Origin of the sequence: Rhodococcus sp. SG20037 (assembly GCF_031763325.1) — a bacterium.
Lineage (GTDB): Bacteria > Actinomycetota > Actinomycetes > Mycobacteriales > Mycobacteriaceae > Rhodococcus_F > Rhodococcus_F qingshengii.
Genome location: NZ_CP134497.1, coordinates 5,857,454 through 5,872,143 on the forward strand (window position 1 = coordinate 5,857,454; position 14,690 = coordinate 5,872,143).

A 14,690-nucleotide genomic window follows, 5' to 3' on the forward strand; every position below is an offset into this window, starting at 1 on the left:
ACGGGGATAACCCAGACAGAATCGCTCCGACGTGCTATGTGCACCGATCAGTTGACGACGCCGTACACGCCTTCGCCGACCAGGCTCGCAATTCGATATTTCTGGATCTTGCCCGACCCTGTCAGTGGGAACGCCTCCGCGCTGAACCACTCCTTGGGCGCCTTGTGGCGCGCCAGTCGCTCGGTGCAGAACTCGACCAGCTCGGCGGCGGTCGGTTGGTCGGACTCGTCCTTCCAGCGGATAACGGCGACAACTCGCTCACCCCACACCTCGTCGGGCACACCCACGACCGCCACGTCGAGAATCTTCGGATGTGTGAAGATCACGGACTCGACCTCACGCGGATAGATGTTCTCACCGCCGCGGATGATCATGTCCTTGAGGCGGCCGGTAACCCGGACGTATCCACGTTCGTCCATCGTCCCCAAATCGCCGGTATGCAACCAACCGTCCTTGTCCACGGTGTCGGCCGAAGCCTCCGGATTACGGAAGTACTCGGTCATGACGAGGTACCCGCGCGCGCAGATCTCGCCTTGTTCGCCGAGCGGCACGCTGTCCCCGGTCACGACGTCGGAGATCTTCACCTCGACCTGCGGCAACGCGAGTCCGACCGTCTCCGACTTGTCTTCGTGGGTGTCGGCCGGGCTGGTCTGTGTGATGACGGGGCTGGCCTCGGTTTGTCCGTAGACGATGCTGAACCCCGCCCCGAAGGCCGACTCCACCGTGCTGACGAGTTCGGGCGGGACCGACGACCCGCCGGATACGACCACCGAACAGGCCGAGAAGTCGCGGCTCGCGAAGCTGGCGTCGTTGATCATCGCGATCAGCATCGTCGGCACTCCACTGATCACGTCAGCGTGAAAGCGTTCCGCCGCATCGAGAACCGCAGTCGGATCGAAGTACTGGATCAGGCCGATGGACATTCTTCGCTGCGCGGCGCCGAGAACCAGGATGCCGCACCCGGCGGTGTGGAACAGCGGCATGGCCGACACAACCGAACCCCGCTCAGGGAATCGGCCTCTCCGACTCACGAAATCGGCATTGTTGACCAATCCTCGGTGATGCAACAGAGCACCTTTGGGAACCCCGGTGGTTCCCGACGTGTACTGGATCTGCGCATTGTCGTCAGGCGAGACTTCGGGCAGAGCGCCCCGCTCGCCCGCCCAACCTCGAACCTGGCGATCCCACTCCTCGAAGTTGACTGCGAGAACTTCTTCTCCCGAAATCGAAATCGCCTCGGATGCAACCGCTGCCATATCGCCACCGCGGAACTTTCCGGTGTGGAAGAGCCCCCGAGACTGGGACTGCGACAGGACGTACGCGAGTTCCTCCGCACCCAACGCCGGATTGGCGGTCACCAGAACCATCCCGGCGAGCGCGGCGCCGTATTGCAGAATCATCCATTCCGGAACGTTCGGAGCCCAGACAGTGATCCGATCTCCACAGTCGAACCGAGACAAGAGGTAGTGCGCACACCCCTCTGCTTCGTCGAGAAGCTCCGCGAAGGTCCACGTGCGATCGGTTTCAGCCGCCCCGGAAAGCGAATGCGATTGCGTCGGAACCACTTCTCTGATTGCAATCAGATTCGGCGAGTCCGCGGCGCACTCTCGCAGCAGCCCACCCACCGTTTGCTCCTCTATCGGGTCAGACACGTCAGCGGGGAAGTACGACGTTTCGAGAACACTGCTCATCTCACATCCACTTTCTATCGAGGAGGGGTGTCGGACGCGGGGAGCGGCCCGCCTCCGTCTGGAATCTTGCGTCCGGAATCGCGGTACTGAACCGCGGCATGGAATCCGTCGCGCTCGGCAAAATCCTTGAACCAGCGCCCCTCCGGGGAGTGACGCGTAATTCCGTCGAACAGGGTTGCCAGTACCTGGGTGCCTTGCAATCCCATGTTGTCGTACGCCTGGTTGATCATCATCTTCTGCATGGCCAACTGATTGAGCGGAACACCGGCGATGCGATCCGCCAACGCTTCCACCGCCGAGTCCAATTCGTCGGCCGGCACCGCTTCGAGCGCCAATCCCCAGTCAGCCGCAGTGACACCGTCAATGGTGTCTCCCGTCAACAGCATTCGCTTGGCACGCTGGGCTCCGAGCCGGTACACCCACATCGCCGTCGTCGGGCAACCCCACACACGCGCAGGCGGGTATCCGATGCGAGCGTCGTCGGCCATGATCAGCATGTCGCAGGACAGCGCGATGTCACTCCCACCGGCAATCGCATATCCCTGAACCTTGCAGATCGTCGGCTTGAGCGATCGCCAGAGCGTGAAGAAGTCGTCGGTGTTCTGCTTCATCCCGCGAAAGTCCTTGATGGGGTCCCAGACCGGGCCCTGGTTCCACTTTCCGTCAAGGTCGCCTTCGGCAAACTTCTTGAGGTCGTACCCGGCACAAAACGCCTTGCCCGCACCTTGCAAGACGATCACACGGACCTCGTCGTCGTCATTGGCTGCTGCCACCGCGTTTCGAATGTCCGACGGCATCCGGTCGTCGATCGCGTTGAGCCGATCGGGACGGTTGAGCGTGATATACGCTTTACCACCGGACGTCTCGTACTTCAGGGTCGCAAAATCCGTCATCATCGGTCCTGTCGACAGAGCGCGCCTCGCTCGGAACGAGTTGCGCTAGTTCTGGGTGAGGAGCAGGCGAACGACGCCTGCCCATTGACTGATCGAACGACGCGCAGACGCGTCGCTCTTCTGCACTGCCCGGGACAGCGCCAAACCACGGAGCATCAGCACCGTCAGATCTGCAATCTGCGAATAGTTCTCGGAAGCAACAATTTCGGGACCGAAAGCGTCGTGGACAACTCGCCGCAGATCCCGTCCGGCGATTCGCTCCGATTCCCGGAGCACCTCGGCCAACACCGGATCCGTCCGCGCTGCGGACCACAGTTCGAGTTCCGCTTGAAATGGCGGCTGAGTCAACGCCGAATACAGAGCGGAGATCGAGTTCTCGATCGTGTCAACCGACGAATCCTGCCGAGACATGGCAGCTCTTACCGCCACCTCGTTCCGTACGACGATGTTCGACACCAACGCCGCAGTGAGCTCCTGCATGTTCGGAAAGTGGTGCAGCAGAGCGCCCCGACTGACTCCGGCAGCGGTTTGCACCGACTGCGCCGTCAGAGATGAATAACCTTCCGCTATCAGTAAATCCGTTGCCGCATCGAGAATCCGGTGGCGCGTCGCTTCGCGCTGCGCATCGCGCAGGGTCACGGTCTCACCTCCAACTTCTCGAGTGGCATGGATCACAGTTTCACAGTCCATTCAGACTGTCAATGGCCGAAAGCCTCCGGCGTACTCTCGATGCACCGGCCCTTCGGACTGATCGGAGCAACACGTGACGACCTCACCGCCGACCGTCTCGCTGACGCTCGACCAACTTGCTTCACGCGCTGCTTCCCTGATCACCGACGACGGTCGGAGAATCCTCGGCATCACGGGCGCACCGGGAGCCGGAAAGTCGACGGTGTCACAGGCAATTGTGCGGAAATTAGGTTCTCGTTGCTCCATCGTCGAGATGGACGGTTTTCATCTTGCCAATCGGGAACTCGACCGACTCGGCAGGCATGAACGCAAAGGCGCACCGGACACCTTCGACGTCGACGGCTACGCGGCTCTACTACGCCGACTCCGAGCCTCGAACTCGACGGTCTATGCTCCGGTCTTCGATCGCGAGTTCGACGAATCAATAGGCAGCACAACGGCTGTCGATCCATGTACACCGCTGATAGTCACCGAGGGGAACTATCTCCTCCTACCCAGTGGTGGATGGCAGGAAGTGCGAGCAGCACTCGACGAGGTCTGGTATCTCGACGTTCCGGAGGAAACTCGGACGAAGCGCTTGGTGAAACGCCACAGCCGCTTCGGAAAGAGTTCCGAAGCGGCTGCAGAGTGGGTGAAACGGGTAGATCAGCCGAACGCCGAGTTGATCAGCGCAGTCAGGCCACGCGCGGATCTGATCGTCAGAATCGAACGGTCCGAGCCTCACTGATGTCAGCTGAAAACCTAAGAACCGCCGCCGGTTCCGAGAAAAGTGGCCAGCCCGGCAACTCCGGCGATTCCGCCGAATATCGCCGCCAATGCACCGGCGACGGTGATAACGCTGTCGAGCGCTTTGAGATCGGTGTCGGATGAACCCATGGCAGTCTCCTGGAGTCAGAATTGAAAGTGGGGTTGAATGTGCGCCGAAGTGCGCAATGTTGCACACGTCACTTTACCGGCATTCGCGACCCGAATCAACGAAAATTCTCTCTAAACATGTTGCACTGCAACATATTCAAACAGCAGCTTGCAGGTCCACCGAGGCACGACGACGGCCACCTGCCCGCAGCGCGGGCAGATGGCCGTCGTTGGATATTGCCGAGGAGTCAGACGCTCGTCACATGCATGACGTGCTTGGCCCTCGTGTACTCCGCCAGTGCGAGCTCCGACAGATCCTTGCCGTAACCCGACCCAGCGAAGCCACCGTGAGGCATCTCAGCGGCGAGCATTCCGTGGGCTCCCACCCAGACGCAGCCGAAGTCCAGTTCAGCCGTCATCCTCATCGCGGTGCCGTGGTCGGACGTCCACACGCTCGACGCGAGAGCGTACTTGGTCCCGTTCGCAAGTTCGATCGCTTCAGCCTCGGTGGAGAACGTCTGTACGGTGACAACCGGCCCGAATATCTCTTCCTGGACCAGCTCATCTTCCTGCTGCACCCCGGAAATAACAGTCGGCAGATAGAAAAACCCTGGTCCAGCTGGCTTTCCCCCGCCAATACATACGTTCGTATTTGCTGAGCGTCTCTCTACCAACTCCGCCACTCGATCACGGTGAGCGCGGCTGACCAGGGGGCCGAGACAATCACCCGATTCCGGTCCGCCCAACCTCAAGTCCGCGGCCGCAGCCGTCAACTTCTCGGTGAACTCCTCCGCAACCTCCTCTTGAACGAGAATCCTCGTCGCAGCGGTGCAATCTTGACCGCTGTTGTAAAAGGCCCCGGCAACAATCCCCGCGACTGCGCCGTCGAGGTCCGCGTCGGCGAAAACAACGGCGGGTGCCTTGCCTCCGAGTTCGAGATGCAACAGCTTGACGTCTTCCGATGCGGCCTTTGCGACCGAAATCCCCGCTCTCGTCGATCCCGTCAGCGCAATCATCCGAGGAACCGGATGAGCGACGAGCGCGGCTCCGGTATCGCGATCGCCGCACACTACGTTCAACACCCCGGGCGGATAGATCTGCGCTGCAAGCACTCCCAGCATCACCGCAGTTTCCGGCGTCTCCTCGGCCGGCTTGAGCACGAGGGTGTTTCCCGTCGCGAGTGCCGGCGCGATCTTCCAGATCGCCATCATCAACGGGTAGTTCCAAGGAGCGATCGCACCGATCACGCCAATGGGTTCACGTCTGACATAAGACGTAGCACCCTCCGTATACTCCATTGCGGCAACGCCCGGCAGAGAGCGGGCAATACCCGCGAAGTACCGCAGAAAGTCAACACACTGCGGGATCTCGTCGTCTCGCACCTGCCTGAGAGGCTTGCCGGTACTGCGGCATTCGACCTCGAGGAAATATTTCGCGTTTGCTTCCAGCGCGTCCGCGAGGGCCAGCAGCAACTCCTGACGGCGCGCAGGGGTGGACCGGCGCCAGGACCGCGCAGCCTTCTCGGACGAACGGCAGGCTCGGTCGACGTCATCGGCGGAACCGACGGCAGCACGGGCGTATACATTGTCGGTCACCGGATCGACCAGCACGGAAAGTCTACCTGCCGGGCTCTCGCACGTTCCGTTGACCACGTGACCAAACGCTGCGACAGTCATCGAAGTTTCCACCGTCATGAGCGCGATCCGGGGAGCGCGACGAAGAACTTCTTCGACGGCTCAACCGTCTCCCAGGTACCGCGAAACGACTGCGGCACGAAAAATGCTTCCCCAGAAGAGAATTCGCGACGGTTTCCATCGAGGTCGATCAGCGCCACCCGGCCGCTGATCATGATGCAGACCTCGTCGTACGGATACGGGTCGCACAAGACCTCGCCGAACGTGGCGCAAGGGACATTTTCGTCCTCACTCCCGGAATGCATTCGGAGTGGACCCGCGCAACGACTTTCGCTTACTTCGAATGGTGCCGCGCCCGGGGAGTGGCACCACGCACCAGCGAGGATTTGACGTCGTTTGCGGGCGCCAGCACCGTCGGAGGCCTCATCGGCGCCGCGTATGCGGCCACCCGCGAGGCCCTCGACTCCCCGACTGCGCCTGACGCGATCCTGTCGTTGATTCTCGGTTGCGCCCCGGCAGCGGCGCGAGCGGCCCTCGATCTCGGGCTGTCGATTCCGGGTGACGTCTTGATTGCACAGGACAGCGACGAACCTGCCCTGCTGGTTTCCCAGCCCCCGATCACTGCCTTCGACTTCTTCCCCCAAGAACAGGCGGCAGCGGCCGTGCATGCACTGTTGGCCCTGGTCAACGGTGACGAACCCCCAGTTCAGAGCTATACGCGTAGCGAACTCCGCGTGCGCGCGAGCACGGCCCATTCGCTCACACCATAAATTCACCTGGCACCGATAGACTGATTTCCGAATTATCGTCCGTCGCCTGCCGAGAGGAATCAGGTCATCGCGCACCGCTCCCGCGACCGCTTGGCCGGGTATCTCGCCGTAGTGCTGGTCTGTGCACTCGCCCTCCTCGCATCTGTCAGCAGTGCGACCGGCCTCGACCGCGACGTCGCTCCGGTCCGCATCGCCTACGCCGCGGCCGCAGACACTTTCGGCGATCTGTATCTTCCAGAAGGATCGGACGGTGACCTGCCGGTCGTCGTACTCATCCACGGCGGTGGATGGGCCCAGAAGAGCAATCTCGAATACGCGGGCGCGTGGGCAAAAACCCTGACCCCGTACGGAATTGCGGTCTGGAACATCGAATACAGACGCGTCGGCGGTCAGGGTGGTTGGCCGACCACGCTCTCCGATACTGTTACGGCCACCAACGCCCTGGCCGGCATCGTTCAGGAAAAGGCCTCCGGGCGACTGGATTTGAGCCGTGTACACATCGCCGGCTACTCCGCGGGTGGACAACTTGCCGCCTGGGTCGCATCGCGATCCCAACAGGGTGCAGACGCCCCGGAACCAAACCTCTCGGTGCCGGTTCGCTCGACGACGATCATGGCCGGCGTCTTCGACATGACGCTCGCCGCAACCGCGGGCAAAGATCGATTTGTTCGAAATCTTCTGGGCGGCATGCCTACCGATCATCCCGATCGCTACCGCATCGCATCACCGATCGAGCACCTCCCCACCGGCCTCCCCGTCACGGTGATCCACGGACTCGGAGACAAGGTCGTGTCGGTCGAACAGAGTCGGCGCTATGCCCGTGCCGCCCGAGCAGCAGGCGACGTGGTCGATCTGATCGAACTTCCCGGCGTCGGCCACGGCGAGTTCGGCAACCCGACGACCGACGCCTGGGCTACCACCAAGCAAGCAATAATCGGCCACATAAATGCCTCTTGAGCAGGTAATACGGGCCACAGTGCTCTCAGCCGCTCGAAATAGAATTAGCTGAAACTCAATCGATGACGTACGGTGGGGTTATCAGAGGGCAGCCGTCAGTCAGGCAGCCGGTCGCTTCGCCCGGAACAACAGTTCCAGTATTCGTTCCAGGGGCAGACTTCCAATTCGGTGCAAATCCGCGCCTTTGATCACTACGCACTTTCATCAGTCCCGCAGATTGTTGACCAGGCCGAAGGCTCCGACGGAGTCCGCCGCCAATCGCGTACCGACTGCACCAGTATCAACATGCGCTACACACCGCACGGGCCCAAAGACCCTGCGGTTCAAAGGAATACCTTGATCAACACCATGATTCACCCCGACGACACGAACAACCAGACGAACAGCAACTCGACGAACGGTCTACGGATCCCGACTACTTCGGGCCGGATCCGCGAGCGCGGTATCGAAATCGTCTGCACCCTCTACCGTTGCAGCACCGACGAAGCCGCCGAGCTGTTGCTCCGACATTCTCAGACCAACAACCTCAAGGTCACCAGCCTGATCAAAGCGCTTGTCGCCCTGATCGACGAAGACACGTCCGGCACTGGTTACGGAAGCAGTAACACGCTGGCGTCTCACTTCTGGCTGCGTGAGATCAGAAATCTCAGCCAGGCCCACCGACGCAGCGATCATTTTCATCGCCATCTCGTCGGCGCGTAACCGGCGCTGAGCGACAACTGACTTGAAACGACGGCTGGGGCAGTACACGGAAATCGTGTACTGCCCCAGCTGTCGTGTTTTCAGTTGTCAGGCGGAAGCCGACTCTCGGCAGTCAGGCGGAAGCCGACTCTCGGCAATCAGGCGGAAGCCGATTCCTTGTTCAGGCCCTGCTGAGCACTGTCGGTATCGGTCGCCTCGTCCACGTGCTGCGGAGCGAAGAGCAGGCACACGATGCTCAGGATGCACATGCCGATCAGCAGTGCGATGACCGGCCAGATGCTGCCGGTTGCCTTGTACATCAGCGTCGACACCAGCGGAGACAACCCACCGAAGATCGCGCCCGCACCCTGGTACGCCAACGAAATGCTCGTGTAGCGGGCCTGCGGCTTGAACATCTGTGACAGGACGGCGGCGATCGGGCCGTACGTGGCCGCCAGCACCAGTCGCATGACAGCGAAGGTCAGGAAGATCAGGAACACGGATCCGGACTTCAGCACCAGGAACTGCGGCGCTGCGAGAATCGCGACTGCCGCAAGGCCCCAGATGACCACGCGGACGCGTCCCACCTTGTCGCCGAGCCACGCCACGCCGAGAGTCGCGATCAACTCGACCACTGCAGCGACACTGAGCGCGTTGAGAATCAACGTCTCCGACAATCCGACGTCGGGGTCGGTTGCGTATGCCGTGATGAAGGTCGTCACGAGGTAGTAGCCGCCGACTGCGACGGGCAGAATGCCGATGCCCAGAATGATCGGGCGCCAGTTGGTCACCAGCGCGTACTTGAGCGGGAGCGTTTCCGGTACGTCCGCGGACTTCACCTCGGATTCGAAAACCGGGGACTCTTCGACCTTCAGGCGAACGACCAAGCCGACGAGAATCAGCAGCGCCGAGCAGAGGAACGGCAGTCGCCAAGCCCACTCGCGCAGAGCGTCGTCGCCGAAGGTGGAGAGAATGCTGAAGAAACCTGTGGCCAGGAGCGCGCCGGCCGGGTTGCCCAGCTGAGCGAAACCGCCGTAGAAGGTCTTCTTGTCCTCGGGTGCATGCTCGACGGCCATCAGGACCGCGCCGCCCCATTCGCCGCCGACGGCAAAGCCCTGGACGAAGCGGAGCAGTACCAGCAGTAACGGCGCCCAGAACCCGATGGACGCGTAAGTGGGCAACATGCCGATGAGGAACGTGCCTGCACCCATCAGCGTCAAAGTCACCACCAATGCGGTGCGTCGGCCCATCTTGTCACCGACATGGCCGAACACGATTCCGCCGAGCGGGCGAGCGAAGAAACCGACGGCGTATGTCGCGAACGCCGCCGCAACGCCGGTCAGGCGGTCGGTTCCAGGTGGGAAGAAGATGTCACCGAACACCAGGGCTGCTGCCGTGGCATACACGTAGAAGTCGTACCACTCGATAGTTGTACCGACGAAGGCTGCAAATCCCGCCTTGCGGGCCTTCACGATCTGTTGCTCTCGGTTCATTACTTTTCCTCGGTGGTCGAAGTGCTCGACAATAGGTGGTTATGACCTGAATGTGCGAGTTCGCCGTCGATCCAGGTCTCTCGGACCTCGATCTGCGCAATCGCGTCGGCCGGAACCTCGAGGGGATCCGCGCCCAGAATGACGAAGTCGGCCCGCTTGCCGACCGAGATGCTGCCCAGCTCTGCTTCGCGGCCCAGCGCACGCGCACCGTTGAGGGTATGAGCCTGCAATGCCTGGTCGGCGGTGATGCGGAGTGCATCGGAGCCGAGCTGATGACCCTGACGCGTCACACGAGTAACGGCTGCCTGAATTGCTTCGAGCGGCTTCGGCTCTGCGACGGGGGCGTCGGAGCTGATGGTCACGGGAACTTCGGCAGCGATGAACTCGCCGAGCGGGTTGAACCGCTCGCCCGGAGTGCCGATCGCAGCGGTGACGCCCTCGCCCCAGTTGTAGTAGTGCTGTGGCTGGTTCACCGGGTAGACACCGGCCAGGTTCATCCTTGCGATCTGCTCGGCCGTCGGGAGTCCGCAATGCTCGATGCGGTGACGAGCGTCGGCGTCGGGGTGAGCCTTCTGCGCAGCTTCGATGGCATCGAGCACCATGTCGATGGCGGTCGGTGACTGAGCGTGCGTGGCGGTCTGCAGACCCACCGAATGTGCCTTGGCAATCAGCTCCGAGTAGTCCGCCGGCTCGTGGTAGAGCTGCCCGGTGCGGCACGGGTCGCCCACGTAGCCGTCGGGGAAGTATGCGGTCCAGCCTCCGAGTGTGCCGTCGGCGTAGAACTTGATGCCGCCGAACGCGAGCCGCGAATTGCCGAAGGCGCCGTGCATTCCCGTGTCGATGACGTGATCGAGGAGGTGGCTGAGCATGTACATGCTGACGCGGGTCTTGAGCTGATCCTGCTCGGCCAGACGCAGGTACATGTCGAATTCACGCCGGGTCACCTGGCAGTCACCGATGGTGGTGACGCCACCGGCCAGGAACTTGTCCTGAGCGACCGACAGCTGGCGAAGGTGCTCTTCCGGCTCGTCCTCGAGATGGAAGTTGGGGCCGTGATGGCCGACCTTCACTCCGTTGACGCCGGTGAGAATGTTGCACGCGGCGTCGGAGAGCTCACCGGTGAGTTCGCCGTCTTCATCTCGGAAGAACTCGCCACCGGCCGGATTCTCGGTGCTCGCGTCAATACCGTGCTTGTCGAAAGTGAAGGAGTTGACGACGCCGCCGTGACCGCTCGCGTTCATGAGGTAGACCTCGCGATCGGTGGCCACCTGATCGAGCTCTTCCTTGAGCGGGTGACGCCCTTCGATCAGGTTGCGGTGCTCGTAGCCGTATCCGCGAATCGGGACGCCCGCAGGTGCTGTGAGCGCCGCTTCCTGAAGTAGCGCAATGATTCCGGGGATGGAATGTGCCTTCTCCGGCCCACAGTCCACCCAGCTGAGCATCTGCCCGTACATCAACGGGTGTGCATGTGGATCGACGAAGCCGGGGACGACGGTGGCGCCGTCGAGTTCGACCACCGCGGTTGTGCGAGTGCTCAGCCGACGCGCCTCCGTGCGGCATTCCTCGAGCGTTCCCACCGCTGCAAAGCGGTTTCCGAACACCAGGAACGCTTCGGCTCCCACCGTGCTGTCGTCAACGGTGTGGATCTTGGCGCCGGTGAAGATCGTGCCGGTGGCGTCGAGAGGCGAGGCTTCGTGCGTGTGCAACTTGCGCATGGTGGTCCTTCGTCGAGATGGTGGTGCAGGTCACTGCGTGTTGAGCGAAAACTACGCCCTGACCTGGAGCTATGCAATGCATCAAAGTTTCAGACCAGGCGGTATACAACTTTTTTGTATGAGTTTTCGAGCATTTCTGCACTTATCCACATCATCCATGGCCACATGCGACTGTTCTAATAGGAAGCTCATACAGAAAAATCTCTGGAAAAGTTGGGGCAACCATGACGGTCGATCTCGATTCCAAGCTCATTGCCGCACTTCAGCGCAACGGGCGAGCGACGTACCGCGAACTGTCCGTGGCGGTCGACGCCCCACGAGCGGCGGTGTCTACCAGAGTGCAGGCGCTACTCGACTCGGGAACGGTGTCCGTAGTGGCCGTCGCGCACCCCGAACTTCTCGGGCTGAAGGCGCTTGCACACGTCTCGATCGCGGTGTCCGGACCGATGACCCCGGTGCTGGACGCGTTGATCGCATCCGAGGCCGCCGTCTACATCTCGGCAGTCAGCGGGCAGTACAACGTGATTGCGGAACTTCGGGTGCCCAGTCACGACGATCTGTACCGTGCCATCGCCGAACTCCGCTCACAACGTGGCGTTCGATCCGTGAGCACGCTGGTCTACGTCGACGTCATCAAGGGAATCTTCATGCCCGAGACCGCTTTACAAGCCGATATCCGACTCGACTCGACAGATGTCGCGTTGATCGAACTGCTCGAGCGCAACGGGCGAATGCCCTTTCTCGAACTGGCCGAACACACCGGACTGTCGCCGAGCGCCGTGCGCAACCGGGTCAATCATCTGATCGCGAGCACGGCACTGCGCGTCGGCGCTGTCGTCAAGCGGCGAGGTGGTGGCCGAACGCTGGCGATGGGCATCGGCGTCAACCTGGGCTCACGGGACGACAACGCGGTATCGGAGATCGAGTCCCTGCCCGGAATCGAATTCCTCGCCCGGACCCTCGGACGATACGACGTGATCGCGACGGTTGCCGCCAACTCGTCCAACGACCTCCATGCCCTGTCCGAGCGAATCCGGGGCATCGACGGTGTCAGCGGCTTGGAATCGTGGGCGCATCTCGAGGTCTTCAAGGAGCACTACGCCCGCAGCCTGGACGTACGCGGGTAATTTCCGAGTCATTGACCCACTTGGTCGGGCACGCTAACCTCGATCAAGTCATTGACCCACTTATCCGAGGTGACATACATGGCCGATTCCGGACGCAAGGTAGACATCGTCGCCGCGGCGATCGAGGAGGCGATCTCGACCGGTCGATGGCCCGTCGGATCGAAACTCCCGCCGGAGACCGCATTGGTCGAAGAATTGGGAGTCGCCCGAAACACCATGCGCGAAGCGGTACGGGCGCTTGCCCACGCCGGAGTTCTGTCCGTACGCCACGGTGGCGGCGTGTACGTCATGGCGGCGTCGCCGGTCGAAGGATTACTCGGGCGCAGGCTCGCCAGAGGTGACGTTCTCGACGTACTGAGCCTGCGACGCGGACTCGAGGTCGAAGCCGCGCGACTTGCAGCGCAGCGCCACACCCCCGAAGATCTCGCGCGGATACATGCAGCCTGGAATGCCCACCCCGGTCACGTCGGCGGCTTCACTGTCGAAGCCGGCATGGCCTTGCACCTTTCGATCGTCGAGGCGTCCCACAATTCCGCACTGATCGACGTCTACCGGGGAGTCCTTGCCGCCGTGACGGATTCGCTGTCCGCCGTCAGTGTCGGTCCAGGTTTCCACGTCGACGAGCACCGACCCTTGATCGCTGCCATCGAGGAACGCAACCCCGGCGAAGCAGCGCGTGCGGCAGGCGCAGCGCTCGATACGGTCATCGACGCAGTCGAAAGGAGCTTGTCGTGAATCGGGGAAACTGGAACGGTGCGGCATATTCCCCTCTTGCCGAACAACTCTCACCTGCATCGACAGAGGCGCTGCGCTCGATCGGGCACGTGAGCACGGCGTACGACGTCTGCGCTGGAACGGGGAACTTTACGCTCCCGGCGGCCCAGTCCGGGATCGCGGTCCACGCACTCGACCTCTCCGCCAGCCAGCTGGAGGTCGCGCGCGAACGCTGGATTCCTCGCCCCGGAACTACCGAACCCACTTTCACGATCGGCGATGCACAGTCTCTGCCGTGGTCGGATTCGAGCGCCGACGCCTGTGTCAGCATCTTCGGGATCATCTTCTGTCCCAACCCTGCGATCGCCCTCGCAGAGATGATGCGGGTGACCCGCCCGGGTGGAAGCATTTGTGTCGCAACGTGGTCGGAGAACGGGTGGGCAGCAGCACTCCGAAGGGAGGCCGCCTCTGCGTGGAATGGCATCACACCACTACCGACGACATGGTCGAGCCCGAGCGAATTCGAGAAGGCAGCAGCTGGATTGGAGTCGGTGAGCTCGGCCTCGCACCTGCTCGAGTGGCAACTACCAGCCGGTTCGGATCCCGTCGAGGAACTGTGCGACCAGGCGCCGGCGTTGAAGAACTTTCGCGAGGCGGTTCGAGGCGCAGGGAATTGGGCTTCGATGTCAGCGCACCTCCGCTCGACGCTCGCACCCTGTCTCAGGTCGAGCGCGGCCGGCCCCGTCGCCACCAGCGAATACGTCCTCCACACGGGCACTGTCCCGAACTCTGACACCGCGCTCTTCCGAACGCGCGGGTAACCCTCTTTGCCGGATACGGTCTCTTCACCGTCCACCGAACCGAAGAGGCCCGCTTGATGTCTGAATCGAACTCCCTACCTGAATTGAAGCAAGCATCGCAGCAAGCATCGAAACAAACCTTGTCCATGTCCGTCCTCATGACGCCGGACATGTCAAACTTCTCGGGCAACGTGCACGGCGGAACGATTCTGAAGTTTCTCGACCAGGTTGCCTATGCGTGCGCGAGTCGATATGCCCAGACCTACGTCGTGACTCTGTCGGTGGATCGTGTGGTGTTCCGCGAACCGGTGCATGTCGGCGAACTCGTCACGTTCAGCGCTTCCGTCAATTACACCGGGCGCACCTCGATGGAAATCGGAATTCGAGTCGAAACCGAAGACATTCTTCTCGGAAAATCTCGCCACACCAATAGTTGCTATTTCACGATGGTGGCGATGGGAAGCGACGGGAAACCGGCTGAGGTACCCCAACTCCGGCCGACCGGAACAATCGCCAGGCAGCGATTCGAGGCCGGGCGACGGCGTCGTGAACTGCGCAGAGAGAACGAGCTTCGTGAACAGTCCATCCGGGCCGCAGTTCGGGACTTAACGCCCGAACACGATGACTGAATCCAGTCATATTTAAGTTATAACCTTATGCATTAAGCTGA

General features: G+C 61.8%; 16 protein-coding genes. 8 read left to right on the plus strand and 8 right to left on the minus strand.

Going from position 1 to position 14,690, the window contains the following annotated elements:
• Positions 1–47: 47 nt before the first annotated feature.
• From RHP72_RS27080 to RHP72_RS27090, 3 genes are read right to left on the minus strand one after another with little or no spacing between them, the layout of a single operon-like run.
• Entirely contained in the window at positions 48–1,691 is a 1,644-nt protein-coding gene (locus tag RHP72_RS27080) for an AMP-binding protein (RefSeq protein WP_007730513.1), read from the minus strand.
• 14 nt (positions 1,692–1,705) lie between these two features.
• Positions 1,706–2,584, minus strand: a complete 879-nt coding sequence (locus RHP72_RS27085; RefSeq protein WP_223304467.1) for a crotonase/enoyl-CoA hydratase family protein — start codon at positions 2,582–2,584, stop codon at positions 1,706–1,708.
• Between the two features lie 45 nt (positions 2,585–2,629).
• Positions 2,630–3,223: a TetR/AcrR family transcriptional regulator gene (locus RHP72_RS27090; protein WP_311094046.1), complete on the minus strand. Its 594-nt coding sequence runs from the start codon at positions 3,221–3,223 to the stop codon at positions 2,630–2,632.
• 124 nt (positions 3,224–3,347) lie between these two features.
• On the opposite strand from RHP72_RS27090, the gene RHP72_RS27095 reads away from it, so the two are divergent.
• On the plus strand, positions 3,348–4,001 hold the full coding sequence (locus RHP72_RS27095; protein WP_007730507.1) for a nucleoside/nucleotide kinase family protein: 654 nt from the start codon (positions 3,348–3,350) through the stop codon (positions 3,999–4,001).
• 14 nt (positions 4,002–4,015) lie between these two features.
• Here the strand turns inward: RHP72_RS27095 and RHP72_RS27100 are convergent, their stop codons facing one another.
• The 3 genes from RHP72_RS27100 to RHP72_RS27110 form a co-directional block, all read right to left on the minus strand.
• Positions 4,016–4,150 carry a hypothetical protein gene (locus tag RHP72_RS27100; RefSeq protein WP_003942853.1) on the minus strand — a complete coding sequence of 45 codons (135 nt, stop codon included), beginning with the start codon at positions 4,148–4,150 and terminating at the stop codon, positions 4,016–4,018.
• Positions 4,151–4,377: 227 nt separating this feature from the next.
• Positions 4,378–5,805 (minus strand): aminobutyraldehyde dehydrogenase, encoded by a 1,428-nt coding sequence (locus tag RHP72_RS27105; protein ID WP_165638427.1) that lies wholly within the window; start codon positions 5,803–5,805, stop codon positions 4,378–4,380.
• Positions 5,806–5,819: 14 nt separating this feature from the next.
• A complete protein-coding gene (locus RHP72_RS27110; RefSeq protein WP_311094047.1) occupies positions 5,820–6,068 on the minus strand; it encodes a cupin domain-containing protein in 249 nt (82 codons plus the stop codon).
• Between RHP72_RS27110 and RHP72_RS27115 the strand changes: the two genes are divergently transcribed.
• The 3 genes from RHP72_RS27115 (at position 6,063) to RHP72_RS27125 (ending at position 8,192) form a co-directional block, all read left to right on the plus strand.
• Positions 6,063–6,533, plus strand: coding sequence for a substrate-binding domain-containing protein (locus RHP72_RS27115; protein ID WP_311094048.1), 471 nt, complete (start codon positions 6,063–6,065; stop codon positions 6,531–6,533). The genes RHP72_RS27110 and RHP72_RS27115 overlap by 6 nt on opposite strands.
• Before the next feature lie 90 nt (positions 6,534–6,623).
• Entirely contained in the window at positions 6,624–7,490 is an 867-nt protein-coding gene (locus tag RHP72_RS27120; RefSeq protein ID WP_030536126.1) for a S9 family peptidase, read from the plus strand.
• A gap of 336 nt (positions 7,491–7,826) precedes the next feature.
• On the plus strand, positions 7,827–8,192 hold the full coding sequence (locus tag RHP72_RS27125) for a hypothetical protein (protein ID WP_007730475.1): 366 nt from the start codon (positions 7,827–7,829) through the stop codon (positions 8,190–8,192).
• 137 nt (positions 8,193–8,329) lie between these two features.
• Here the strand turns inward: RHP72_RS27125 and RHP72_RS27130 are convergent, their stop codons facing one another.
• Positions 8,330–9,664, minus strand: a complete 1,335-nt coding sequence (locus RHP72_RS27130; RefSeq protein WP_058038367.1) for an MFS transporter — start codon at positions 9,662–9,664, stop codon at positions 8,330–8,332.
• On the minus strand, positions 9,664–11,379 hold the full coding sequence (locus RHP72_RS27135) for an amidohydrolase (RefSeq protein ID WP_030536127.1): 1,716 nt from the start codon (positions 11,377–11,379) through the stop codon (positions 9,664–9,666). The genes RHP72_RS27130 and RHP72_RS27135 overlap by 1 nt, the downstream gene beginning before the upstream one ends.
• Before the next feature lie 224 nt (positions 11,380–11,603).
• Here RHP72_RS27135 and RHP72_RS27140 point away from each other — a divergent pair, with 224 nt between their 5' ends.
• From RHP72_RS27140 to RHP72_RS27155, 4 genes are all read left to right on the plus strand, one after another.
• The gene (locus tag RHP72_RS27140) at positions 11,604–12,506 is read left to right on the plus strand and encodes an Lrp/AsnC family transcriptional regulator (protein ID WP_042921480.1); all 903 of its coding nucleotides are present in this window, start codon (positions 11,604–11,606) and stop codon (positions 12,504–12,506) included.
• A gap of 78 nt (positions 12,507–12,584) precedes the next feature.
• Entirely contained in the window at positions 12,585–13,241 is a 657-nt protein-coding gene (locus RHP72_RS27145) for a FadR/GntR family transcriptional regulator (protein ID WP_125052245.1), read from the plus strand.
• The gene (locus tag RHP72_RS27150) at positions 13,238–14,041 is read left to right on the plus strand and encodes a class I SAM-dependent methyltransferase (RefSeq protein ID WP_030536129.1); all 804 of its coding nucleotides are present in this window, start codon (positions 13,238–13,240) and stop codon (positions 14,039–14,041) included. Before RHP72_RS27145 ends, RHP72_RS27150 begins: the two co-directional genes overlap by 4 nt.
• Before the next feature lie 125 nt (positions 14,042–14,166).
• Complete coding sequence (locus tag RHP72_RS27155) at positions 14,167–14,649, plus strand: acyl-CoA thioesterase (protein ID WP_030536130.1); 483 nt, start codon at positions 14,167–14,169, stop codon at positions 14,647–14,649.
• The last annotated feature ends 41 nt before the right edge of the window (positions 14,650–14,690 follow it).